The sequence below is a fragment of the Staphylococcus sp. HMSC055C03 genome, from assembly GCF_001809385.1.
GTDB lineage: Bacteria > Bacillota > Bacilli > Staphylococcales > Staphylococcaceae > Staphylococcus > Staphylococcus simulans.
In genome coordinates this window covers 228,607-252,736 of sequence record NZ_KV797474.1, presented here as the reverse complement: position 1 = coordinate 252,736, position 24,130 = coordinate 228,607, and the positions used below count along the sequence as shown (strand labels likewise).

At 36.4% G+C, this 24,130-nt stretch carries 23 protein-coding genes; 3 read left to right on the top strand and 20 right to left on the bottom strand.

What is annotated here, in order from left to right:
* Window positions 1-128: 128 nt before the first annotated feature.
* The 6 genes from HMPREF2603_RS01275 to HMPREF2603_RS01250 all read right to left on the bottom strand — a co-directional run bounded on the left by HMPREF2603_RS01275 (window position 129) and on the right by HMPREF2603_RS01250 (window position 7,809).
* Complete coding sequence (locus tag HMPREF2603_RS01275) at window positions 129-1,010, bottom strand: SDR family oxidoreductase (RefSeq protein ID WP_023015032.1); 882 nt, start codon at window positions 1,008-1,010, stop codon at window positions 129-131.
* A gap of 71 nt (window positions 1,011-1,081) precedes the next feature.
* A complete protein-coding gene (locus HMPREF2603_RS01270; protein ID WP_060803635.1) occupies window positions 1,082-2,197 on the bottom strand; it encodes an amidohydrolase in 1,116 nt (371 codons plus the stop codon).
* Window positions 2,194-3,378 carry a SulP family inorganic anion transporter gene (locus HMPREF2603_RS01265; RefSeq protein ID WP_306806996.1) on the bottom strand — a complete coding sequence of 395 codons (1,185 nt, stop codon included), beginning with the start codon at window positions 3,376-3,378 and terminating at the stop codon, window positions 2,194-2,196. Before HMPREF2603_RS01265 ends, HMPREF2603_RS01270 begins: the two co-directional genes overlap by 4 nt.
* A gap of 126 nt (window positions 3,379-3,504) precedes the next feature.
* Window positions 3,505-4,746, bottom strand: a complete 1,242-nt coding sequence (gene hutI, locus HMPREF2603_RS01260) for an imidazolonepropionase (RefSeq protein WP_002479666.1) — start codon at window positions 4,744-4,746, stop codon at window positions 3,505-3,507.
* Window positions 4,739-6,427, bottom strand: a complete 1,689-nt coding sequence (gene hutU, locus HMPREF2603_RS01255; RefSeq protein WP_060803634.1) for a urocanate hydratase — start codon at window positions 6,425-6,427, stop codon at window positions 4,739-4,741. The genes hutI and hutU overlap by 8 nt, the downstream gene beginning before the upstream one ends.
* A 56-nt stretch (window positions 6,428-6,483) precedes the next feature.
* Entirely contained in the window at window positions 6,484-7,809 is a 1,326-nt protein-coding gene (locus tag HMPREF2603_RS01250; RefSeq protein ID WP_173020225.1) for a YjiH family protein, read from the bottom strand.
* 498 nt (window positions 7,810-8,307) lie between these two features.
* Between HMPREF2603_RS01250 and HMPREF2603_RS01245 the strand changes: the two genes are divergently transcribed.
* Complete coding sequence (locus HMPREF2603_RS01245) at window positions 8,308-9,189, top strand: LysR family transcriptional regulator (RefSeq protein WP_060803632.1); 882 nt, start codon at window positions 8,308-8,310, stop codon at window positions 9,187-9,189.
* 50 nt (window positions 9,190-9,239) lie between these two features.
* Here HMPREF2603_RS01245 and hutG read toward each other — a convergent pair whose 3' ends face one another.
* On the bottom strand, window positions 9,240-10,169 hold the full coding sequence (hutG, locus tag HMPREF2603_RS01240) for a formimidoylglutamase (RefSeq protein ID WP_002479670.1): 930 nt from the start codon (window positions 10,167-10,169) through the stop codon (window positions 9,240-9,242).
* Between the two features lie 353 nt (window positions 10,170-10,522).
* On the opposite strand from hutG, the gene HMPREF2603_RS01235 reads away from it, so the two are divergent.
* Entirely contained in the window at window positions 10,523-11,512 is a 990-nt protein-coding gene (locus tag HMPREF2603_RS01235) for a peptidoglycan release complex CPBP-like subunit SdpC (RefSeq protein WP_002479671.1), read from the top strand.
* A gap of 94 nt (window positions 11,513-11,606) precedes the next feature.
* Here the strand turns inward: HMPREF2603_RS01235 and HMPREF2603_RS01230 are convergent, their stop codons facing one another.
* From HMPREF2603_RS01230 to HMPREF2603_RS01190, 9 genes are all read right to left on the bottom strand, one after another.
* Window positions 11,607-12,293 carry a ribose 5-phosphate isomerase A gene (locus tag HMPREF2603_RS01230; RefSeq protein ID WP_060803631.1) on the bottom strand — a complete coding sequence of 229 codons (687 nt, stop codon included), beginning with the start codon at window positions 12,291-12,293 and terminating at the stop codon, window positions 11,607-11,609.
* 21 nt (window positions 12,294-12,314) lie between these two features.
* On the bottom strand, window positions 12,315-13,331 hold the full coding sequence (locus HMPREF2603_RS01225; RefSeq protein ID WP_060803685.1) for an aldose epimerase family protein: 1,017 nt from the start codon (window positions 13,329-13,331) through the stop codon (window positions 12,315-12,317).
* A 37-nt stretch (window positions 13,332-13,368) separates the two neighbouring features.
* Window positions 13,369-13,695 (bottom strand): YnfA family protein, encoded by a 327-nt coding sequence (locus tag HMPREF2603_RS01220; RefSeq protein ID WP_002479674.1) that lies wholly within the window; start codon window positions 13,693-13,695, stop codon window positions 13,369-13,371.
* A 129-nt stretch (window positions 13,696-13,824) separates the two neighbouring features.
* Window positions 13,825-15,054, bottom strand: coding sequence for an ABC transporter permease (locus HMPREF2603_RS01215; protein ID WP_057509936.1), 1,230 nt, complete (start codon window positions 15,052-15,054; stop codon window positions 13,825-13,827).
* The gene (locus tag HMPREF2603_RS01210) at window positions 15,047-15,946 is read right to left on the bottom strand and encodes an ABC transporter ATP-binding protein (RefSeq protein WP_023015039.1); all 900 of its coding nucleotides are present in this window, start codon (window positions 15,944-15,946) and stop codon (window positions 15,047-15,049) included. The genes HMPREF2603_RS01215 and HMPREF2603_RS01210 overlap by 8 nt, the downstream gene beginning before the upstream one ends.
* 120 nt (window positions 15,947-16,066) lie before the next feature.
* Window positions 16,067-16,789: a DUF3169 family protein gene (locus tag HMPREF2603_RS01205; protein WP_060803630.1), complete on the bottom strand. Its 723-nt coding sequence runs from the start codon at window positions 16,787-16,789 to the stop codon at window positions 16,067-16,069.
* On the bottom strand, window positions 16,782-16,988 hold the full coding sequence (locus HMPREF2603_RS01200) for a helix-turn-helix transcriptional regulator (protein ID WP_002479678.1): 207 nt from the start codon (window positions 16,986-16,988) through the stop codon (window positions 16,782-16,784). Before HMPREF2603_RS01200 ends, HMPREF2603_RS01205 begins: the two co-directional genes overlap by 8 nt.
* A gap of 143 nt (window positions 16,989-17,131) precedes the next feature.
* Window positions 17,132-17,635: a DUF805 domain-containing protein gene (locus tag HMPREF2603_RS01195; protein WP_070501875.1), complete on the bottom strand. Its 504-nt coding sequence runs from the start codon at window positions 17,633-17,635 to the stop codon at window positions 17,132-17,134.
* A gap of 77 nt (window positions 17,636-17,712) precedes the next feature.
* The gene (locus tag HMPREF2603_RS01190) at window positions 17,713-18,351 is read right to left on the bottom strand and encodes a DUF805 domain-containing protein (RefSeq protein WP_070468814.1); all 639 of its coding nucleotides are present in this window, start codon (window positions 18,349-18,351) and stop codon (window positions 17,713-17,715) included.
* 251 nt (window positions 18,352-18,602) lie between these two features.
* Between HMPREF2603_RS01190 and HMPREF2603_RS01185 the strand changes: the two genes are divergently transcribed.
* On the top strand, window positions 18,603-19,217 hold the full coding sequence (locus HMPREF2603_RS01185; RefSeq protein WP_002479681.1) for a DNA-3-methyladenine glycosylase: 615 nt from the start codon (window positions 18,603-18,605) through the stop codon (window positions 19,215-19,217).
* 74 nt (window positions 19,218-19,291) lie between these two features.
* On the opposite strand, the gene nrdG is transcribed toward HMPREF2603_RS01185, so the two are convergent.
* From nrdG to fni, 4 genes are all read right to left on the bottom strand, one after another.
* A complete protein-coding gene (gene nrdG, locus HMPREF2603_RS01180) occupies window positions 19,292-19,819 on the bottom strand; it encodes an anaerobic ribonucleoside-triphosphate reductase activating protein (RefSeq protein ID WP_002479682.1) in 528 nt (175 codons plus the stop codon).
* Between the two features lie 2 nt (window positions 19,820-19,821).
* The gene (gene nrdD / locus HMPREF2603_RS01175; RefSeq protein WP_002479683.1) at window positions 19,822-21,669 is read right to left on the bottom strand and encodes an anaerobic ribonucleoside-triphosphate reductase; all 1,848 of its coding nucleotides are present in this window, start codon (window positions 21,667-21,669) and stop codon (window positions 19,822-19,824) included.
* A 461-nt stretch (window positions 21,670-22,130) separates the two neighbouring features.
* Window positions 22,131-22,610 carry a hypothetical protein gene (locus HMPREF2603_RS01170; RefSeq protein ID WP_002479684.1) on the bottom strand — a complete coding sequence of 160 codons (480 nt, stop codon included), beginning with the start codon at window positions 22,608-22,610 and terminating at the stop codon, window positions 22,131-22,133.
* Between the two features lie 392 nt (window positions 22,611-23,002).
* Window positions 23,003-24,040, bottom strand: a complete 1,038-nt coding sequence (fni, locus tag HMPREF2603_RS01165; protein ID WP_060803627.1) for a type 2 isopentenyl-diphosphate Delta-isomerase — start codon at window positions 24,038-24,040, stop codon at window positions 23,003-23,005.
* Window positions 24,041-24,130 lie beyond the last annotated feature (90 nt).

The following is a 24,130-nucleotide window of genomic DNA, read 5'->3' as shown; positions in this document are numbered from 1 at the left end:
CTGCCTCCTTAGTTACTATACTAATTATACCTATAGCATAATAAACTAAACCTTACTTTGCGAATAATGTGTTTATATGTATAAAAACAGCGTTCCATTCATTGTTGGAACGCTGTCTTAATCATAGCTTAGTTAATTTGTTTACCGCCTGTTACGCCATACACTTGTCCTGTTGTATAACTTGATTCGTCTGAAGCAAGTAAGACATAAGTGCCTGCTAATTCTACTGGCTGACCTGCACGGCCCATCATTGAACTTTGACCGAATTCAGGAATTTTACTTTGCGGTTGACCACCTGAGATTTGAAGCGGTGACCAGAATGGTCCGGGTGCTACTGAGTTCACGCGGATACCTTTATCGATTAATTCTTTTGCTAAGCTTTTTGTTAGTGAAATAATCGCAGCTTTTGTAGCCGCATAGTCATGCAAGATTGGATTAGGGTCATAACCTTGAATAGATGTTGTCGTTGTAATCGTCGCACCTGGTTTTAGATACTCAAGTGCTTTTTGAACTGTCCAGAATAATGAATACACATTCGTTGTGAAGGTTTGTGTGAAATCTTCTGTTTTGAAGTTTTCGAATCCTTCATGGTATTGCTGATGTCCAGCAACCAATGTCACATTGTCTAAACCGCCAAGCGTTTCGTGTGCGTATTCAACTAAATCGTAGTTGAATTGTTCATCTGATAAATCACCTGGTTTTAAATAAACAGTTCCGCCTGTATCTTCAATAACTTTCTTAACTTCTTGTGCGTCTTCTTCTTCTTTCGGATGATAGTTAATCACAACTGACGCACCTTCACGTGCATACGCAATTGCGACTGCACGACCAATCGCAGAGTCACCGCCTGTAACTAATGCTTTCAATCCTTCAAGGCGTCCATGTCCTTTATATGATGTTTCGCCACAGTCTGGTTTTGGATCCATATCTGTTTGGAAACCTGGCCATTCTTGTTCTTGTTTTGGATAATCTTGATCAGAGAATTTTGTACGTGGATCTTGTGGTGCCATTATCTATCACTCCTCAATTATTTGTCTCTCTATTGATATACCACAAAATCCATATTTCATTCATCGGCAAATTAAAATAATTTTTGAACTAAATTCGCAAGAAACTCAGGCGCTTTTTTCAAAATGTCTTCATTCGGGTTATATTTCGGATGATGTAAATCATAATCAGATTGTGAACCGATGAAACTGAAAACACCAGGGACAGTATCACTCATAGCTGAGAAATCTTCACCAATTGTTTTAGGTTGGCTCAATTGTTCAACTTTATAACCTGTCTCTTCTGCCGCTTCTTGTGCAATATGTGTTAATGTTTCATGATTCATGACTGCATTCGGTAAATGAATACATTCTAATTCAATCTCCGCATTAAAGGCAGCAGCTAAACCATCACAAATACTTTGTAGACGTTGTTCTGTAAGTGCACGTGTTTCATTATTAAATGTTCGAACTGTTCCTTGAATGCGTGCTGAATCTGGAATCACATTCCACGTGTTGCCAGCTGATACTTCCCCAATTGTCACAACTGCAGAATCAAAGGCTGAAACATTACGACTGACGATAGACTGCACACTCGTTAATAATTGACCTAAAATAATCATCGGGTCATTGCTTTCTTCAGGTTTTGCGGCGTGACCCCCTTTTGCTTTAATTCGAATAAAGAAGCGATCTACTGCTGAAGTCATCGCACCTGGTTTAATCGCTAACGTGCCCACTTTTAATGTCGGATCATTGTGAAAACCTGTCACAGCTTTAATACCTTCTAATACACCCGCTTCTACCATTTGTTGTGCACCGCTGCCCACTTCTTCGGCAGCTTGGAATAAAATACGCACACGTCCAGGCAATTCTGCTTCTTTCTCTTTCAGCAACAATGCAGCACCTAAAATACTTGCCATATGTATATCATGTCCGCAAGCATGCATTACACCTTTATTTTGTGACGTGATTTCACTATCTACTTGTTCTTCTATCGGTAAAGCATCAATGTCTGTACGTAACGCAACAATCGTTTCGCCTTCACCGATTTCTGCCACCAATCCTGTGTCTAGTGGATAATCTATAATTTTAATCTCATGTTCTTCTAAAAGTTCTTTTAAACGCGCAGTAGTGTCATATTCTTGATAAGAAACTTCTGGATGCTGATGAAACATACGTCTCCATTCGACTAATTGTTCAAAATGACTCATAAACTTTCCCTTCCTTTACTTACAACGTAAATCACTAAATATATTGCTGAACCTGCCGCGACACCAAAGGCTAAATTATTCGTTACTAACGTGACAATCATCGTACCGATAATCGTTGCGGTATTTAACAGAGGCTTCGCTTTAATCGCTTGTATAGTACGTCTATCAAAAGTATTCAACGCAATCGAAACTAATACAGTCGCGAGTACGACCATTGGAATCAGTGCGATAACAGGCCCTAAGACGTAAATCGTCAATAATAAAAACAAAGCAGTCACTAAGGTCGCATAACGTGCAGTTGCACCGACTTTCACATTAAATTTTGATTGACCGACTAATGCACTGCCTCCAAAACCACCAAATAATCCTGCTGCTAAATTCGCAAGTCCTTGTGCAGCTGATTCTTGATTTAAACAACTCTTTTCATTTGTTAGCACATCCAATGCTTGTGCAGTCAATAAAGATTGCAGTGTACCTACAATTGCCATCGTGATACCGTAACCCACAATAACCATTAAGGCATGACTTTCTGTAAACAGATGAAACTGAGACCATTGGAGTTTAGGTAATACCACATAGATATCTGCTAAATCTTTTACATAATGTAGTTTCGGATGAATAAGATGTGCAATGATGGTTAAGACAATAATTGAGATCAAAGGTGCTGGAATAAACGAAATGAATCGGGGCGCGAACCAAATGATTAAAAAAGAGACTATCGCAAAAACATACGTTGCGATTGAAATGTTGAAAATATTATCGATTTGCGAAGACATTAATAATAAAGCTAAGGCATTCATAAAGCCGATTACAACTGCTTGAGGAATGCGTTCAATCAATCGTCCTACATTTAACGCACCCATGCCTAATTGGAGTATCCCCATGACAATCGTTGCACAGATTAAGTATCCGACACCATGATGCATGACTAGAGGTGCTGCGACTAAGGCTATACCACTGCTTGGTCCTGTAATCATTAAAGTCCTGCCTGCAGTCAGACTGAGTACAATCATCATAATCCCCATACTCAATAAGCCGATTGAAGGGTTCATGCCGACAATAAATGAATAAGCAATTGCACCAGGCAATGCAGATAACGCAATTAAAATACCTGCCAACACGTTGTCTTTGATATCACCTTTCCATTGATTCACATACATTTGACGTTCCAATTTTTTCACCCGCCCACTTCTCTATGCACTTATCTTAACATAAATTGTCAGACTATTAAGAAGCAAAAAACAGCCACACTTATGAGAAATCATAAGCATGGCTGTAAAAAGTTGTGTTTAACTGATAGTTAAAGCTTATTGTTGTACTTCAATACGGTTGTCAATAAATAACTTACCGTCTTTATAAACATATTCCGCATGGTTGATACCATAATGGTATGGTACATATTCATAATTCGGTACATTCCAAATCACGAAGTTTGCGCGGTCGTCTTGTTCTAACGTACCTGCATCTGCATCAATTGCTTTTGCCGCATTGACTGTGACTGCGTTCCAAATTTCATTTGGAGTTAATTTTAATTTCAGTGCTGCAATTGCCATTACCATTTGTAAATTATTCGTTACGTTACTGCCTGGGTTGAAGTCAGAGGCAATGGCTACTGCACCATTATTATCCAACATACCGCGTGCATCTGCGTATTGATCTTTACCTAAATAGAATGTTGTTCCTGGTAAAACAACCGCAACTGTGTCGCTATCTTTTAATGCTTGTTTATCTTCTTCACTTGAAGCGACTAAGTGATCAGCTGAAATCGCACCTTGTTCAATCGCTACACCTAAACCACCTAAAGGATCAATCTCATCCGCGTGAATTTTCACATCAAAGCCTTGTTCTTTAGCTGCTTTCATATATTCACGTGATTCATCAACTGTGAAGACGCCCGTTTCGCAGAAGATATCCGCAAAGTCTGCATATTCTTTTACTTCTGGTAATAAGTCAATCATCTCTTGTAAGAATGCTTGATTAGATTCCGCTTCTTTCGGCACAGCGTGTGGCCCTAGGAATGTGTGTTTCATTGTAATGCCATACTTTTTCTCTAAAGCATGTGACACTTTTAATTGTTTCAATTCATTCTCTTTATCTAATCCATATCCACTCTTACTTTCTACTGTTAAAACACCATAAGACATCATTTCACGTAAAGACTTGTCTGTTTTCTTTAACAACTCATCTTCAGTTGCCTCACGTGTTGCTTTAACTGTAGATAGAATACCGCCGCCTTGTTCTAGAATTTCTAGATAAGACGCACCTTGTTGTTTTAATGCCATTTCATGCTCTCTTGAACCGCCGAATACTAAGTGTGTATGTGCATCAACCAAAGCAGGAGATACGACTTTGCCTGTCGCATCTACCACTTCTTGTGCATCATACTCTTCTGTATGAGGTCCTGCATAAACTACTTTACCGTCTTTCGCAACTAATGTTGCATTTTCAATGATTTTCAACTCATTTAACTGATTGCCTTTTAAAGGTTTATCAGTTTTCTTCGGTAAAATTAATTGTGCAATATTTTGGATAACAACATCATTACTCATTAGAATCTTGCTCCTTTAACATTGGAATATCGACACCTTTTTCATTTGCTGTATCAATCGCAATATCATAACCAGCATCAGCATGTCTTACTACACCCATACCCGGATCTGTTGTTAATACTCGTTTCAAGCGTGCTTCTGCACGATCTGAACCGTCTGCAACAACAACCATACCGGCATGTAATGAATAACCCATACCTACACCACCGCCGTGGTGGACTGAAATCCAAGAACCACCTGCTGCAGTATTGACTAATGCGTTTAAGATTGCCCAGTCACCTACAGCATCTGAACCGTCTTTCATTGATTCAGTTTCACGGTTTGGTGATGCTACTGAACCTGAGTCTAAGTGGTCACGTCCAATCACAACTGGTGCTGAGATTTCACCATTACGTACTAATTCGTTTAATTTCAAGCCCATTTTGGCACGTTCGCCATAACCTAACCATGCAATTCTTGAAGGTAAACCTTGGAATGCAATTTTTTCTGTTGCCATATCTAACCAGCGCATTAACTTCTCATCTTCAGGGAAAAGTTCACGCATTGCTTGGTCCGCACGTTCGATGTCTTTTGGATCACCACTTAATGCCGCAAAACGGAAAGGTCCTTTACCTTCACAGAATAACGGTCTGATATATGCTGGTACGAATCCAGGGAAATCAAAAGCGTTTTCTAAACCTTGGTCATACGCTACTTGACGGATATTATTACCATAGTCAAATGCTACTGCCCCACGTTTTTGGAATTCTAACATTGCTGCTACATGATTTTTCATTGATTGTGAAGATAATTTTACATATTCTTCAGGATTTGCATCGCGTAACGCTGACGCTTCTTCTAAAGAATAACCTTCAGGTACATAGCCGTTTAACGGATCATGTGCAGACGTTTGATCTGTAATGATATCAATCTTGAAGTCACGTTTTAAAATCTCATTATAAACTTCAGGTGCATTGCCGACTAAACCAACAGATAATGGTTTGCCTGCTTCTTTCGCTTCTTGTGCTTTTTCTAACGCTTCATCTAAAGAATCTGTGATAATATCACAATAACGTGTCTCAATACGTTTCTCGATACGAGATGGATCCACATCTACACCGATAACTACCCCTTCATTCATCGTTACAGCTAATGGCTGCGCACCACCCATGCCGCCTAAACCAGCTGTTAATGTGATTGTACCTTTTAATGAACCGTTATAATGTTGGTTTGCGAGTTCAGCAAACGTTTCATATGTTCCTTGAACAATCCCTTGAGAGCCGATATAAATCCAGCTTCCTGCTGTCATTTGACCATACATCATTAAGCCTTTTTTATCTAATTCATGGAAGTGTTCCCAGTTTGCCCATTTCGGTACAAGTACAGAGTTCGATAATAATACTCGTGGTGCTTCTTCATGTGTTTTAAAGACAGCAACAGGTTTACCAGATTGAACTAGCATCGTTTCATCACTTTCTAAACGACGTAATGTATCTACAATAGCATCAAAAGCTTCCCAGTTACGTGCCGCTTTACCAATACCCCCGTAAACGACTAACTTTTCAGGATGCTCTGCTACTTCTGGATCTAAGTTATTGTATAACATTCGAAGGACTGCTTCTTGTTCCCATCCTTTACATTCAATTTCCAATCCTTTTTTCGCTTTAATTTGTCTGCCTTTCGCTGCTACTTTTTTAGTCATAATCAATCTCTCCTTTGTTTAGTTATGATATTAAATACACAGTTTTAGATTTCAATTTAGAAAATTAATAACGCAAATGGAATTGCGATTAGTAAAGTTAATGCCACACGGATGAACCAAATCAGAGTTAATTTCCAAATTGGAATTTTGATATCCGTTGCTAAAATACAAGGTACCAGCGCTGAGAAGAAGATAATCGCTGAAATACTTGTAATAGCTGTCACTAACTTAACTGCCATCGTTGACTTCACAACTAATAATGATGGTAAGAACATCTCAATCAGTGAAATCGCTGAAGCTTTCGCTAGCAATGGTTTATCCGCAATCGGGAAAATATAGATAAACGGATAAAAAATATAACTTAACCAATCAATCACTGGTGTGAAATTCGCTAGCAACAATCCGAAGAATCCGATTGATAAGATAGATGGTAAAATCGCCATCGTCATTTCAAATCCATCTTTCACATTCACCCAAATATTTTTGAGTAATGGTAAAGAACCATGTGATTGACGTTTTGCTTCATCATAAGCTGCGACAACACGATTGCCGTTAACTTCTACTTCTTTCTGACCTTCTTGGCCTTCGTAATATTCTTCTGATTCATTACGAATCGGCGGTAAATGTGCCGAAATAGCTGTCACTACAAATGTAATAATCAACGTACTCCAGAAGAATAAGTTCCAATGCGGCATTAAATCTAATGTATTTGCGACAATTACCATGAATGTTGCGGATACTGTTGAGAAACCTGTCGCGATAATGACCGCTTCTTTCTTGTTATACATTCCATCTTTATAGACACGGTTTGTAATCAAGAGACCTAATGAATAACTTCCGACGAAAGATGCTACGGCATCTACTGCAGATTTACCTGGCGTCTTAAAGACTGGACGCATAATCGGCTGCATTAATACCCCGATAAATTCAAGCAGCCCGTAACCAACAAGTAATGATAGTGCCACGGCACCGACTGGAATCAAGATACTTAGCGGCAACATCAACTTATCGAATAAGAACGGTCCGTAATTCGGATTAAATAACAATGCCGGACCTATTTTAAAGACATACATAATACCAATGACAGCACCGAGTACTTTAAATAAAGTCACCACAAAGTCTGTCGCTGATTTCATAAAGTCTTTACGAATAATCGGTAATGCTGCACCTACTAAAATCATCAGCAATGCAACGTAAGGCATTGCTACTCCGAATGCTGCGCGAATCCATAAATGAACATGATCTACAATAATCGTGTTCGTTCCGTTAATTGTCACTGGTACGAAGAAACATAAAATTCCGATAATGCTGAATACGTAAAACCGCCACATGCCGACCCCCGTCTGCTTATCAGCGGGTTTACTCTCAGGCTGGAATTCCATATCGCCAGAAACCAAATCTGCTTCTGTTTTCATACTTGACACACCCCTTTGTTTTACAAGTACGACAAAGCTGTTTCAACTGACTGGCTCTCGATGACTTAAGCTTCGCATCATGTTATGAATTTGTGAATGATAGTGAAAGGTCGATCAGCTTACGTAAAAATGATCCCCTTCATTTTATGTACGTCCCCTTGTTTACGGACCGACCTCACATTACCATTCTTACAAGTTACACTGACTATTCCATGTTATAATGAATGAATAGTTATAATTTTTAGATTATTAACTGCGGTAGTTTATTGAATATTCCGAAATTTTAGCGTTAAAACTGTTGCGTTAGAATATTTTTGTATAACTTGTAATACAACTTAAGTATACGCGTAGATGATTATAAGCTTCAAATATCAATAAACTAATCATTTATAGATTCAAACTATAACAAGGGGAAAACGCACGTGTTACAAAGATTTCGGCATGTCTAATCAGGGGGATAATTTCATGAAAATTATACAATTAGAGTACTTTTTAGCAGTTGTTAAATACAATTCTTTTACAAAAGCAGCACAGTTTCTACATATCAGTCAGCCATCTTTAACAACTGCGATAAAGAAAATAGAGGATGATTTGGGGTATCTTCTATTTATCCGTACAACAAAAGCTTTAAAGATTACAGAGAAAGGCATTCAATTCTATAAACATGCGACAGACTTAGTCGAGATGTATCATCGTACGCTAGATCAGATGTATGATTTAAATATCAGTGATGAACCACGCATTAAACTCTCAATATTAGAGTCTACAAGCGCATGGATGGCAATGGTCATCCAACAACATCATTATCAATATCATAAACAGCGCTATCAAATTGTCGAACAACATAGTCTTGAACGTATTATTTCCAGCTTGCTGAATTTTGATATTTCATTCGCAATTTTTAATGAAGCCATTCAACGTGAAGGGATTGTCTCTGTTCCTTTATACCAAGAGCCTTATGTATTGATTACACCGAAGAATACGTTTAATAATCAAAAGTGCATCAGCGCTGAAGCATTACAACAATTGCCTTTAATCTTGCCTAATCGACAATACCAAGTCCGTAAGCACGTTGATGAATATTTTAAACATATGAATATTCATCCGAATATTGTACTTGAGGTCGATCGTTTTGAAACTGCGACAACACTTGTTCATAGAGGTTTAGGACATACAATCATCCCAAGATTCTACTACCAATCTTCTTCAGCAAATCATTTAAATGCGGTCAAATTAGAACCAAATATTGAACGAACGATTTATTTAAACTATCTAGAGAAACGTAAGCTTTCAGAACCTGCCAATCAATTGATTGATGCCTGTATCAATTATTGGAAAATGAACTAAAATAAGACGGATACTTCCACAAATTGAAGTATCCGTCTTATTTATCTCTATTAATGAATGAAATTATGCAGTAATAATGCGACAAGTTTTGCGGTGCGATTATCGACGTCATGCAATGGATTAGTTTCCGCAACACTTACAGAAATTAACTTCTCATGTCCGATGACACGTCTTGTTAACTCTAAAATAATATGCGGTGTTAAGCCATTTACTGCCGGTGCACTGACACCTGGCGCAAATGCGCTATCTACCACGTCCATACATATCGTCAGCATAATCACGTCATGCTTATTAATGAAGTGGTCTACTTTATCTTTAATCGTTGGAGAAATCTCATGTAAGATTTCATCTACTGTGACATATTCAATGCCACGTTTTTCCGCGTAATCAAATAAATGTTTTGTGTTGCTCGCAGGTTGAATACCTAAAACAAAGTAATGCGCATTGTCATCTTCTTCTAAAATTTGTCTGAAACTTGTTCCTGAAGTGGATGATTCTGCTTCTCTTGTATCAAAATGCGCATCAATATTAATAACGCCAATAGATGCATCTGGATGCGATTTACGCATGGCTAAATACTGTGCATAAGCAATATCATGTCCGCCTCCGATTAATAATGAATAATTATGATTGTCAAACATTTTTGAAGCTAAGTCTGCATATTCTTCTTGTGTTTCAATCAATGCGTCATGATCATGATAGACATTGCCATAATCATAAACTGAGCAAGGTGTTAACACTGATAAGTTCGCAAATGCTTTACGTATCGCATCTGGTCCCTCTTGTGCACCTACGCGGCCATTGTTCAGTTCTACCCCTTTATCTACAGCGTAGCCTAAAATGCCAGTTCCTTGTTTTCGATCAAAATTTGTTTCATTGATATCTTTTAGTTCAATTGTTTGGAAGTGTCTGAATTGCGATGAATCTGTTTCACTATCCACTCTACCTGTCCATAAATCTTTGTTGGCTTGCTTATACATGGTTCCACATCCTCCTTAAGTCATACCTTGTGAATCATTATATACATTTCTTAACAGTCTATTCTACTTTTTGCATACCCTTTTCCGAAAAAATTTAAAACGCTTACACTTAAGACTATTGTATTCAACCTTTACAACGAGATTTCATTTAGAAGTCATTTCAGGGGAAGTGATTTATTTATGTTTTATTGAGATGTATAATACTATTAGGTTATTATGTATATCCATACGCTTAAAAATACGGTTAAAACTCTCAATACATACTTAAGGGTTCACTCTGTTTGTAATGTATTATATGATAGAAGTTAATATAAAAATGTATGGATATCGCCGTAATTATTGGAGGTTTCATAATGGACACGAAACGCATATCAGGTTTCCAATGGGCTATGACGATCTTTGTCTTCTATGTACTTGCATACGCACTCCCATTGGTACTGAAAGATTTTCAAGGCCAAGTTCCATTCAAACGCTTTGTCTTTGATTTGAGTACACTTGCGCCATTTATCGCAGCTATTATCTGCTTAATTGTATTTCGAAATAAACGCGCTCAGCTCGCAAGTTTAAAATTCACAATCAGTTTTAAAGTGATTGAACGCATTATTTTAGCTTTAATCTTACCGCTTGTGATTTGTATTATTTGTATGTTTGCCTTTAATACTTACGCAGACAGTTTTATTATTTTACAATCTAAAAACTTATCTGTGTCTGTCACATCTATTTTAATCGGACATCTTTTAATGGCATTCTTTGTAGAATTCGGTTTCCGTTCATACTTGCAGAATGTCGTAGAAACAAAAACGAATACGTTATTCGCATCTATCCTGATCGGTATCCTATATGCCTTATGGAATGTGAATACGACTTATACATTAGAATTCACATTATATAACTTGTTGTATCACTTCGCATTCTCAATGATTATCGGCGAATTGATCAGAGGTACTAAAGGACGTACAATTTACATTGCTGTGGCATTCCATGCTTTAATGTCATTTGGATTAGTCTTCTTCTTCAGTGAAGAACTAGGAGACGTCTTCTCTATGAAAGTAATCGCATTAAGCACAGCACTTGTAGGCGCTGTTTTCATCTTACTCAGTCTGCTTATCAGAGCAGCTTTCTATTTCTTCACAAAAGATTCTTTAGAGGAAGTTGAACCGAACAATCCTTTAGACTATCCAAAAGATGAAGAAGACGAAGATGTTGCAGTATCAGAAACTGCACAAACAGAAGAAACTACACCAGTCACTGAAGATACAGAGCCTGAACATTCAACAGACGATTCTGAATCTATCAAAGACGATGAACCCGCACAAACTAAAGACACAGACGAACCTAAATAAGTGAATCGCTATATTATAAAAGCGCTGGCAGATATCATTCAGTTATCTGTCAGCGCTTCTTTTTAACCTATTCATTTAAATAAAATAAGTCTCTTTAGACCTTATCAATAATTTCGACACCTTCTTGTTTACCGACAATTACACGGTCAGCAAGATCTAAGAAGTATCCAGTTTCTAATACACCTGTTAAATGAACTAAATATTCATGCATGTCATATGGATCAGTGTTTGGTGGTAATTCAACATCTAAAATATAATTATCATTATCTGTGATAAAGGTAATGTCTTCCACGTTACGACGTGATACTTTTGCTTTAGTATCTTTCTCTATTTTTTTCGCTACTAGCATCCAGTTGAAGCGATCAACTTCTACTGGCAATTTAAAAGTTTGGCCTAAGTAGTCTACTTGTTTCGTTTCATCTGCGATGACCACAAAGCGTTCAGCCATTTCATCAATAACTTTTTCACGAAACAGTGCACCACCGCCGCCTTTGATTAAATTTAATTGCGGATCAAATTCATCTGCACCATCAATCGCCACATCAATATGATCGACATCATTGACGTTAACAATCGTAATCCCTAATTCTTTCGCAAGCAATGCGGTTTTATTAGACGTACAAACGCCTGTAATTGTAGCGCCATCATCTAATAATTTCGCGATATGCGGTAATAAGAGTTCAATCGTGCTGCCTGTACCAATACCGACAACCATACCATCTTTAATTTCTGAGACTGCGTCTTTCACAGTTTGTAATTTTAACGCTCTAACATCCATCACTGAATACTCCTTGTCATTATATTACTCAGATTTTTCTATAATTTGATACGTTGTTTTAGAAAAGAATGTGTCACCTTTACGTAAAATAGAAGGTGCTTCTTCTCCTAGTAAATTAATATCATTTGGTAAGCATTGTGCTTCTAAAGTAAAACCTGAGTGTGGTTTATAAATGTTCATATCACTTTCCCAATTGCTGGTTTCATTAAAAGTAAAGATAACCACATGTGGCATATCTGTTTTCATTTTCAATAAGAATTGGCTATTTTCAACAGTCAGTTCATCACCGATTGTAAATGGATGATCTAAGCCATGATAACGTTCAATTTGAGCATGTAATCGTTCATCTTCAGCTTTGCCGATATCTTCAAATCGCATTGATTGTTTACCTAATACCTGAATTAAATCTACAGTATCATTAAGCGTTGGTAAATTCTTGTCATTTAATAAATGCATTTTCAATGTTGAACTTGTTAAGATATGGTTGTTCACCTCTTTATTATCTCTGTTCAAGTTAAAATAAACGTGGTTAGTCGGATTAAATAACGTTGTTTCTGTTGCTTCTGCACTATATTCAATCGTCCATCGATTGTCGATATCATACGTATGTATAATCTTTAGTTTAATATCGCCCGGGTAATGATCATCTGCTGATTTAACAGTTGTAGTAAAGATAATTTGAATATAGCCGCCATTGTCATCTTTAATTTCATAATCAAAATAGTGTTTATTAATTCCGTGAAAACCGCCGTGTAAATGATGAGGCGGATCATTTTGTTCAAGTTGGTAAGTTTTACCTTCTAATTCAAAACGTCCGTCTTCAATACGTCCCCCAAAACGACCGACGCTTGCGCCGAAGTAATACGGATTTTCATGGTAATACTCATCCGCTTCAACAACATTTCCTAACACAATATTATTATCTTCATATTTCCAAGACACAATACGCGCCCCAAAATTTGAAAAGATAATTTTCGCTTGGTCGTTATCAACCTTGATTAAATCCAAACCGTTTCTTTGGTGCTCCACTTCTGTAAACATCATTTCAATACACCCTTTCCTTGCCCGATGAAAATCATCAGCCTCTATCAGGCAGCAACATAATCAAGACACCGATAATACATACAATGCCGCCGATGACATCATATTTATCTGGCATCTGTTTATCAAAAACATATCCCCATATAATACTCATGACAATGAACACACCGCCATATGCTGCATATACTCTGCTGAATGTTGGAAATACTTGGAATGTTGCGATGATACCGTATGTAATTAACAGGATACCTCCAAGCATCCCTAACAACGGTGATTGTGCATCTCTCAACCACAACCAAATTAAATAACCGCCGCCGATTTCACACAGCCCTGCTAAAATAAAAATTGCAATTGGATACATCATATACTGACTGCCACCTATTTTTTATAATACTTTCCTCACTTTATATTTTAACAATAAGGCGCATGGTTTACTAGATGAAATACAGTAAACCATGCGCCATTTAGAAATCTTTTTATAGGATTGTCATTTTTATTTTTTAATTGCACGTTTCAACGCTTTAAAGATATTCTTATCAAACGTTAAAACTGAATCACGATAACTTCTCACTGCTATCCATACGAGTAAAACAAGTACGATTACAGATAAACCCATGCTCACTATGATTTCCCATAGTTCCAAATTCGGGGTCGAAGCTCTAACAAATAATAAGAATGGTGATAACAATGGAATAAAGCTTGCTACTTTAGCTAACATCATATCTGGATTGTTCATACTGAATAATGCGATATAAAAAGCAATGAAACTAATAATTGTCATCGGCATCAACGACTGATTTAAATCTTCAATACGTGTCGCAAGTGCGCCTAAAATTGTTCCTAATACAGTATATGAAACCACGCCGATAATGATAGAAAGTACGCCGACAATAATCAATCGTGTTGTCGTAGGTGTCATAGTCATATCAAACTTTTTCATTAAGTCGCCTGCATCTGAAAAATACAGTGCTGCGGCACCAATCACAACTAAAATCAACACTTGTGTAAAAGCGACACAAATCATCGCTAGAATTTTAGCTAAGATATGCTTCACAGGTGAAATACTCGTAATGACCATTTCAATAACGCGTGATGTTTTTTCTGTCGCAACTTCCATCGCTACTTGGTTGGCATAGTTCATAATCACCAGGAACATCAACATGATGCCCGCATATAAAATAATCCAATTTAAAAATTTATTGCTTTGAGAAGTATCTGAGCCACCTTTACCGATTGCTTTTGAAGTGACTTCACTTTTTTGTTGTAAATCAGAAAGTTCTTTTGGACTTAAATTAATTTGTTGCGCTGCTGCTTGGGTTTGAATCGGTGTTAAAATACTTTCTAATTTTTGAACACTCTCATCAGAAGGTGCGTCTTTACTAACAACTTCGCCTTTAATTTTTTGTCCTTGTTGATCAATGATATAAGCTTTATCAATTTTATCTTTCTTTATTTCTTTTAACGCTTGTTCTTTAGATAAGATTTTAAATTCTGTACCTTTTTCTTCAATATGTTTGCTTTGTGCTTTGACCATTTGCGCAATTTTCGGTTCATTAGAAGCAATGCCGATTTTATCCGGCCCGTTATCAAACAAATCGATAATCTTATTGAAGTTAGCTGCCGCAATAATAATCACTGCTAAAATGACCGTCATAATGATAAATGCGCGTGATTTCACTTTATTCTTATACGTCAAATTGAACGTAGCTAAAAATTTATTCATGAATATCACCTACCTGTTGAATAAAAATATCTTGAATTGAAGGTTCAAGCACTTGGAATCGTTTCACAAACCCATGTTGAGCTACTACGTCAAAGACACGTTTTGCGGCTGCTTGATTTTCTACAGAAACAGTAATCATACGTTTTGAACGTTCTACACGTGTAACACCTTCAACTTCTTCTAAATTTTCTAAAGCATCTTCAGTTTCAATCACAATTTTCTTCAAATCAAATTGATCTTTAATCGATTGTATGTCGCCTTGTAAAACTAAATCACCATGATTCAAAATACAGATATCATCACACAGTTCTTCTATATGCTCCATACGATGTGAACTGAAAATAATAGTAGTACCTTGTTCGTTCAGATCTTTAACTGCTGATTTTAATAATTCTACATTGACTGGATCTAAACCACTGAAAGGTTCATCTAAAATCAATAATTCAGGTTTATGAATCAAACTAGCTAACAATTGAATTTTTTGTTGGTTACCTTTAGATAATGATTCAATTTTCTTATCTCTGTTCTCGTTAATCTCAAAACGATTTAACCAATAGTCTAACGCTTGATTAAAATCTTTTTTTGACATTCCTTTTAAAGTCGCAAGATAACGCAACTCATCTGCGACTTTCATTTTTGGATGCAAACCACGTTCTTCAGGCAGATAACCTACTTGGTTAAACATATGTTCACCCATCTTTTCACCATTATATGTAACGATCCCTTTTGTTAATGGTGTCAGTCCTAAAATCATACGGAATGTTGTCGTCTTCCCAGCACCATTTCGTCCTAAGAACCCTAACATCTTCCCTTTTTCAAGTGTTAATGAAATATCGTTGACCACTGTCTTATCGCCATATTGCTTTGTCACATCTTCTAAAACTAAAGCCATCGTACATCACTCCTTATCGTTGGTGTTGGAAAAGCAACTCTGTTAATCATATACCATAAGTATATGATAATAATATTATTAAATATCTAAATTTACAAACTGTCCACAAAGAATTTACACTTATTTGCTTTTATAATACTTGTAAATTTTTACGTAATAAAAACTAACATTAAAGACAAATAAGATAAATAGCAGTGTTAAAGCTAATGATTGTGTATGACCTGTAATTGCTGAATAGAATGCCAATACGAGAACCAAAATAGTTAATGCAAGTAAGTTATATTGAAATAACTTAAATATCGCTGAAAATGTAACATATCTCTCGCCTTCATCCATCGCTTTCATCATTTTATCTCCATATTGTTCATCATTAGGATTTGGTAATCTTGAATCTAATTTAGGCAAATAGATTTTAAACATCACACTAAAAATTGATGAAATTAAAAAAGGGATGACTGAAACCTCCCAATGATTATTGGCAAATTTAAACGTAGTGACTAAAATAATATTCGCTAACGCAACAAATGTACTGAGATGGCTCAATACTGAAGCGTTGAAAAACTTACGATTGAACAAAGTATCATAATGATCTCCTAACACTTCATCTTCTTCTGAAAGATGCTTGTAATTTTTAGCTTGGGATAGCTGCAATTTCATTACAATACCAATACCTATAATTAAAAGTATAGTAAACAGTGTGGTAATAATGGTTGCTTGAAAATCGAACAGTTGTAACGATGAATGGTTACCTAGAAAACTGAAGTATAATCCTACACATCCGCCTGCTAGTCCACCTAATGCGATTTTCCCTGCATATTTCCAATTCTTTTTCGTGCTACTCATAGTCGTCCTCCTCGAAAATGAAAATATCTTCAATGCGTTCTCCGAATATCCGCGCAATTTTTGCGGCAGTCAGTACGGAAGGCATAAATTCATTTCGTTCAATTAATGAGACGGTTTGTCGTGAAATCCCTGCTTTTTTCGCAAGTTGTGTTTGATTATAGCCATCTCGTGCCCGCAATTCTTTTAATCGTGTTTTCATGCGTCTTACCTCCGTTAATACACATGCTATATGATAATAGTCAATTTGACAAGTATATTAGTCAAATTGACACATATAATAAACAAAAAGACGATACCTTCTATATAAAAGTATCGTCCATGTTGTTATTTTGTTATTCGATTTTAGGCGTGTTTGTAACGTTGCCCAACAGGCTCTGGGCCATAAGCATTGTGACCTTCTTGTGACTTTTGTACACCTACGACAATCACCCAAATTACAAATACTAGCTGTGCAATAGAGATAATGGCATCTACAATTGTAGCAAACATGCCATCTCCTAAATCCACAAATAAAAGAATACGTTCTATTACTAATAGCGCAGAAAAGATAATTGGGACCACCATTGTATTGCCTGTATCATGGAAACGTCTTGTAAGCAAAGCGACCCCTGGAATGAAGCTTGCGATTTCAAAAAGTGTTGTTAAACCAAAAGAAGTATTATCAAAACTTTGATTCAAACCTAATAAAACATCCAGACTATTCAATACAATGTTAATAATCATTGTCCATAGTACCATAAACCAGAACTCTGAACGTCGTGATCTCCCGTTGAAATCAATGTAACGTTTCCAGAATAAAACAAAAGCTTCTACGAATCCGACACTCTTTTTGTGTTGTTCATGCATCGTATATCTCCTCCATTTTTTAGATTCTATATGAACTACTTTCTAATAGATGCTTATCTCAATAAACGCTAGCAAAATTAAAAATCTGAACCTGAATCATGACTGGTCGTACTGCCTTTTGTCGATTGAACTGATTTAGCATGAGATGTATTAGAGGCTGGCGTATTACCTTGTTCAAAACGATGCACATAAGGACTGCGACCATACTTATTATCTTTATCTTGACTCGGTAGACAAAGCACTACAAGAACATAAATCCACAAACCTAAATAAACCAAGCTGATGATTAAAAATATAATTAACGCTGGTGTTAGTTCAGTTGATTCATCCATATTAAGTACAAAATTAAACACATTCATCACAATGCTCAATACGAACATAACAATCGGCGTCACCATAGTTCTGCCTGTATCATGAAAACGTCTGATCATAACAGCCCAAGTTGGGATAAATGTAGCTAAGGCAAACAATACATAAACCAACATGCAGATGAGGAATAAAATCATACCCATAACTGCTACTCCACTGGAATCAACTGCAGCCCCACCGACTAAAAATATGGTTCCTAAAATCATCACAAAAGTTAATGGCGCATATAAAATCAACATCCATAACGCCGCAAACCAATATTCTGAGCGTGTCGATCTGCCTGTAAAATTAACATAATTTTTCCAGAAAAGTTTAAACGCTTCTAAAAACCCAACACGTCTTATCATACTCATCCTCCTCTCTAACTTTTTGTTTTACGATACTTCTATGTATTACAACTTACTCTTTTATGTCTTTTAAAAGGTAATAGTTATTTAAAACTATTCTTTTTTATTTTAACAGATTTATTGTAAAATTAGCATAGTTTTTCTGAACTTTACAATATCTACAAACTTCTTCTTCAAACGAAATATTGTTATTCCTTATCATCTTTGCGTAAAATAGAAAGTACTGTATTAAATAGATGAGGAGGAAAGTCATGGATTTTATTCATCGCACAACCGAGGAAATCGCACGTGATCTATTAGGAGTTAAAGTCCAATTCGACGATGGTGAACAAACGTATGCTGGTTATATCGTTGAAACAGAAGCCTATTTAGGCGACGTTGATCAAGCTGCTCATACGTACAATGGACGAAATACACCTCGTGTACAATCCATGTATAAAGATGGCGGTACAATCTATGCACATGTCATGCATACACATCTATTAATCAACTTTGTGACACAACCAGCAGGTACTGCCCAAGGGGTACTAATCCGTGCACTAGAACCCGAAACGATTACTGAACAAATGAAAGAAAATCGTAACGGCAAAGATGGTATAGACTTAACAAACGGTCCAGGTAAATGGACACGTGCCTTTAATATGACAATGGCCTTAGATGGTTTTAAATTAAATGAAGGTCCTCTAAAAATCGATACAAAACAACGTCGTTATCCAGTTGACATTGTTGAAAGCCCACGTATCGGCATTCCTAATAAAGGCGAATGGACACATAAACCATTACGCTTTACTGTAGAGGGTAACCCTTACGTTTCACGTATGCGGAAATCTGAGATGAAACCCGCACAAGAAACTTGGAAATCTTAAATGGATACTAAATTTAATAGTTATTGATAAACGAAAAAAGTGGTCCTCCTTATGTTCAGGAGAGACCACTTTTTTCATATTTCTATAATGGTATTTGTTTGTAGAGATAAAGGTACATTGATGACACGTTGATTCAGCGAACCTTTGAATGCTAAGCCTGGTTGATAAAGTTGTTGGACAAAAGGTCCATCTACTAAGACATCAATTTGTTTTAAAAGTTCTTTACGTGCTTTTGTATTATGTTTTAAATTCTCAAACATAAAACCAGACCAAACCCAAATCGTTTTAGTATGACCAAAACGTGCTCTGAATGCTTCAATCAAGGGTTGGATAATGTCTATATTACAAAATGGTTCGCCGCCTAACAGGCTTAACCCAGCAATATAATCTGGTGCACAAGCATCAAGGATTTGAGTCAACGTTTCATCTGTAAAAGGTGTGCCATATTTAAATTTTTGTGCTGCGACATTATAACAGCCGGCACATGCAAAAGGACAACCTGATACATACACACTGCATCTGACCCCTTCTCCATCCACAAACGATTCTTCTTCAATCTTTGCGAGATAACCTTGTCCAGTTTCAACTTGTGCATATAACATCGTTATTCGTTTCCTTTCATATGTTTCACACGTGCAGCAATTTCTTTATGACGCCCTTCAATCGTTGGTCTTTGAACAGGATTACCAAGATAACCGCAAGTTCTTTTAACCACATCTACTGTATCAGGATCATGATTACCGCAATGTGGACATTCATAGCCATGTGCTGTTGTTTTAAAGTCCCCTTCAAAACCACATTCATAGCATTTGTCTATCGGCGCATTCGTACCTAAATAACTGACTTTATCATATGAATAGTCCCATACCGCTTCTAGCGCCTTTGTATTATGTGTCAATTTAGGATACTCACAATAATGAATATAACCGCCGCTCGCTAAGAAAGGATAATCTTTTTCAAAATCCAATTTTTCAAACGGTGACACTGCTTTACGTACATCGTAATGGAAAGAGTTTTGGTAATAGCCTTTATCTGTGATATTTGGGATTAATCCAAAACGTTCTGTATCCAAACGACAGAATCGATCTGTTAATGATTCACTTGGTGTACTGTATAAGCTGAAGAAAATATCGTAATCATCTGTCCATTGATATTGGAAATCTTTCATGCGTCTTAAAATGTCTAATGTGAATGTTTTCGCTTCTGGATTTGTTTCCCAGTTAGGTCCATAAAAAACAGTTGCTGCTTCATAAAGACCAATATAGCCCATAGATATAGTTGCGCGTTTATGTTTGAATAATTCCATCACATTATCATCTTCTTTTAAGCGATTGTGGAATGCACCGCTTTTATAAAGGATTGGTGCGTTATTTGGAATCACAGATTGAATACGTTCAATACGATAAACTAATGCATCATGAATCAATGTCATACGTTCATCAAGTAATCTCCAGAATGCAGCTGGATCGCCTTCTGTTTCAATCGCAATACGCGGTAAGTTCAAAGTAACAACACCTAAATTACAACGACCGCTGTTTTCATTTTCACCTTTTTCGTTTTGCCATGCTGGTAAGAATGAACGACAACCCATCGGCGCTTTGAAGTCACCTAAAATTTCAACAGTTTTATCATAGTTCAAAATATCTGGATACATACGTTTAGTAGAACATTCTAAAGCTAACTGTTTTACATCATAGTTGATATCTTCAGGCGCAAAATTGACACCTTTTTTAATGGAGTAAACCAATTTAGGGAAAATGGCAGTCACATGATGATGCCCTAAACCTTGAATACGAGTTTTCAAGATTGCCTTTTGAATCATTCGGCTGTATGTATCTGTGCCTAAGCCGAAACCTAGTGTCACGAAAGGTGTTTGTCCATTAGACGTATAAAGTGTATTAATTTCATATTCTAAACTTTGCATCGCATCTTTAATATCTTTTTCAGTTTGCGTACGGACATAATCATCCAATTGTTCAGGATATACAAACTTTTCTCCGATTTCGCGATGTTTTCTGGCGTTACATTCTGCATATTGACTTAATACTTCATCAATACGATCAACTGTACAACCACCATATTGACTGCTTGATACGTTCGCAATAATTTGAACGATTTGAGCTGTCGCAGTTTGAATGGACTTTGGTGATTCTACTTGTGCATTACCAATTTCAAACCCTTTTTCCAACATCCCTTTAATATCAATCAAGCAACAGTTTGTTAGAGGTTGGAATGGGTGATAATCTAAATCATGGAAATGAATATCTCCATTTAAATGTGCTGCTGCCACATGTTTTGGTAATAAGTGTTCTAAGGCATATGATTTTGAAACGACACCTGCAGTTAAGTCACGCATTGTCGTAAATGTTTCACTGTCTTTATTCGCGTTTTCATTAACTACTGTCGGATCTTTATTAATTAAGCGACTTAAGCTCTCTTCTAGTTTCAACATAGAATTCCCCTTTTCTACTATATCTTGTGTTCTAAATACTAAATTACCACAATATATAGAATTTAGAAGAGGATAGCCATACTTTTAACAGATATGTCAAAATGTTGTGGCTTTATTTTGAATAGAGTATTTAGGACGACTCTATTTCCAACTTTTTCTAACTACGCAAAAATGCCCTCATCTATATATCATAGACAAGGACATCTCATCAATTCACAAAAACTATTACAATCTGTAAATAGTCTACCCTAAGTTTCTAAATCATTTTGCTTATTTAATCTGTCACATTGCTTATGTTGGAGTCACACACAAACAACTGTCAAGACTCATCCTTTATTACTTTGGATGTAATCATTCATGTATATATGTTAACATTCTTTGAAAAAAGTTAGTGTCCATATTTTAAAATTTAGAGTTGAAGCACTGTATGATAGTTTATTTAACAGTCCGACCACTCAAAATCACGTAGAAGTTTTTAAGATAAAGCATTCATTAAAAATACGTTCAATTTTGAAATTTTGTAAATTATGATGAGTCAGTTGACAGCTTAAATAAGCAGTATATATATAATTCTCGCCACTAATCAAATAGTTGGTTATGTCGTATATATATTTTGTCGATGAACGACTCAACTCTATACGCAAATCCTGATTGATGTCTATTATCATAGCGGTATTTGTCTCGGGTGTTATGACAACCAAATGATACTTCACATTATTTTCAGCACGATCAACTTTAAAAGTATGACTGGCTGTAATAATATTCGTGTTGATATTGTTTTCGAGAGAAACATTCCAATTATTTAACTCAACTTCTATACTGATGTGTAGCCCTGAGATGTGATGTTGGTTCTTATCATAATAGTATAAAAACGGTTCAACAACTGGTGATGTCGGTTCTATCAGCACGGTTTCTTTGAATTGTGAATAACTAGGTCTCACTCCCTGACCCCCTTCGACAGAGAATTAATATACTCCTATTATAAATTCAGCTCAGTTTCTAAAGATAGATATAAATCAATACACATTTATGTCAAAATGTTTCTTATAGGTACTAAATAATACTCATCTGTAATTTTGTTATTTACCAATCATTTTATTTTGTACAATCCATCATTTTTTATGAATCTAATTGCTTTGTGCAAATTAATGTTCTATAATAAGTGTAAGCGTTGCCAGAGCCTATGGACTCAAAGGTCCAGCTCTTCGTGATTGCCTATACCAAAACCAATTTGTTACTAAAAAAGCGGTTCAACCCTCTACCAGTTGAACCGCTCTCCTTATATTTCCACTTATTTTTGTATATTTTCATACAATGATTTTTGTGCTATTTTCTAATTTAATCCACGTTGTTCTATCCAATTTTTTAGATATTGATCAAAAATGACTGACGTTTGTTGTAAATCTTGAATATTTGATGCATCCAACATCGTCGCAATTCGTTTCATTTGTTCAAGAAACGCTTCTACATATTCTACAGTTTGTGTAATCCCATTATTTTCAACTTGTTCTAAGAAAGGTCGAGACATACCTACTGCATCCGCACCTAGCGCAATACATTTCACAGCATCCAGCGGGTTACGTACACCGCCGCTCGCAAATACAATCATTTTATTTTGTAGTGATTGGCTTTCTAATAAAGATTCGACTGTTGATTGTCCCCAATTTTGAAGGTAAGACATATCTTTTAAATCACGGCGTTCATTTTCGATATTAACAAAGTTCGTACCGCCGCGGCCGCTGACATCTACATAACGTACACCGATTTCATATAGAGCTTCTATCGTTTCTTTGCTCATACCGAAACCGACCTCTTTCACAATCACAGGTACATCAACTGTTTGAACAATTAAGCTCAAGTTTTCCATCCAATTTGAAAATGTACGATTACCTTCTGGCATTACAAGTTCTTGTGGTGCATTGACATGTACTTGCAGTGCATTTGCATCCAACATCTCTACAGATTTCTTAGCTAAGTCTGCAGGCACATCTGCACCGACATTACTAAACAAAATACCTTCTGGATTCTTTTCTCTTACAATATTGAATGAATCTGCAGTTTTTGGATTACGTAATGCAGCATGTGTTGAACCTACCGCAATTGCAAGCCCTGTCTCTCTCGCAACTACCGCAAGCTTTTCGTTGATTTGTTTTGTCCATTCACTGCCGCCTGTCATGGCATTAATGTATAGGGGTGAACTTAAGTCAAAGTCTGGTAATTTGACTGATAAATCTACTTGTTCTACATCCACGCTTGGAATAGAATGATGTACAAATCTGACACGTTCAAAATCAGTTAGTTTCGGATCAGTTTGTGCCATCGCAATTTTTACGTGATCATCTTTTCGTTGTTCCCTTTTAGAGTCGCTCATTGTCTTTCCTACTTTCTTTTCTTTCATGTATTAGTGATAGTGTATCAATCAACTGACATTCGTTCCAGTTTTTAATGCTCCCATTTCAAA

What these genes read in the sequence shown, in the direction of transcription:
- HMPREF2603_RS01275 (WP_023015032.1), bottom strand. Translation starts at nt 1,010, where the DNA reads ATGGCACCACAAGATCCACGTACAAAATTCTCTGATCAAGATTATCCA.
- HMPREF2603_RS01270 (WP_060803635.1), bottom strand. Translation starts at nt 2,197, where the DNA reads ATGAGTCATTTTGAACAATTAGTCGAATGGAGACGTATGTTTCATCAG.
- hutI (WP_002479666.1), bottom strand. Translation starts at nt 4,746, where the DNA reads ATGAGTAATGATGTTGTTATCCAAAATATTGCACAATTAATTTTACCG.
- hutU (WP_060803634.1), bottom strand. Translation starts at nt 6,427, where the DNA reads ATGACTAAAAAAGTAGCAGCGAAAGGCAGACAAATTAAAGCGAAAAAA.
- HMPREF2603_RS01250 (WP_173020225.1), bottom strand. Translation starts at nt 7,809, where the DNA reads ATGGAATTCCAGCCTGAGAGTAAACCCGCTGATAAGCAGACGGGGGTC.
- HMPREF2603_RS01245 (WP_060803632.1), top strand. Translation starts at nt 8,308, where the DNA reads ATGAAAATTATACAATTAGAGTACTTTTTAGCAGTTGTTAAATACAAT.
- hutG (WP_002479670.1), bottom strand. Translation starts at nt 10,169, where the DNA reads ATGTATAAGCAAGCCAACAAAGATTTATGGACAGGTAGAGTGGATAGT.
- HMPREF2603_RS01235 (WP_002479671.1), top strand. Translation starts at nt 10,523, where the DNA reads ATGGACACGAAACGCATATCAGGTTTCCAATGGGCTATGACGATCTTT.
- HMPREF2603_RS01225 (WP_060803685.1), bottom strand. Translation starts at nt 13,331, where the DNA reads ATGTTTACAGAAGTGGAGCACCAAAGAAACGGTTTGGATTTAATCAAG.
- HMPREF2603_RS01220 (WP_002479674.1), bottom strand. Translation starts at nt 13,695, where the DNA reads ATGATGTATCCAATTGCAATTTTTATTTTAGCAGGGCTGTGTGAAATC.
- HMPREF2603_RS01215 (WP_057509936.1), bottom strand. Translation starts at nt 15,054, where the DNA reads ATGAATAAATTTTTAGCTACGTTCAATTTGACGTATAAGAATAAAGTG.
- HMPREF2603_RS01210 (WP_023015039.1), bottom strand. Translation starts at nt 15,946, where the DNA reads ATGGCTTTAGTTTTAGAAGATGTGACAAAGCAATATGGCGATAAGACA.
- HMPREF2603_RS01205 (WP_060803630.1), bottom strand. Translation starts at nt 16,789, where the DNA reads ATGAGTAGCACGAAAAAGAATTGGAAATATGCAGGGAAAATCGCATTA.
- HMPREF2603_RS01200 (WP_002479678.1), bottom strand. Translation starts at nt 16,988, where the DNA reads ATGAAAACACGATTAAAAGAATTGCGGGCACGAGATGGCTATAATCAA.
- HMPREF2603_RS01195 (WP_070501875.1), bottom strand. Translation starts at nt 17,635, where the DNA reads ATGCATGAACAACACAAAAAGAGTGTCGGATTCGTAGAAGCTTTTGTT.
- HMPREF2603_RS01190 (WP_070468814.1), bottom strand. Translation starts at nt 18,351, where the DNA reads ATGATAAGACGTGTTGGGTTTTTAGAAGCGTTTAAACTTTTCTGGAAA.
- HMPREF2603_RS01185 (WP_002479681.1), top strand. Translation starts at nt 18,603, where the DNA reads ATGGATTTTATTCATCGCACAACCGAGGAAATCGCACGTGATCTATTA.
- nrdG (WP_002479682.1), bottom strand. Translation starts at nt 19,819, where the DNA reads ATGTTATATGCACAAGTTGAAACTGGACAAGGTTATCTCGCAAAGATT.
- nrdD (WP_002479683.1), bottom strand. Translation starts at nt 21,669, where the DNA reads ATGTTGAAACTAGAAGAGAGCTTAAGTCGCTTAATTAATAAAGATCCG.
- fni (WP_060803627.1), bottom strand. Translation starts at nt 24,040, where the DNA reads ATGAGCGACTCTAAAAGGGAACAACGAAAAGATGATCACGTAAAAATT.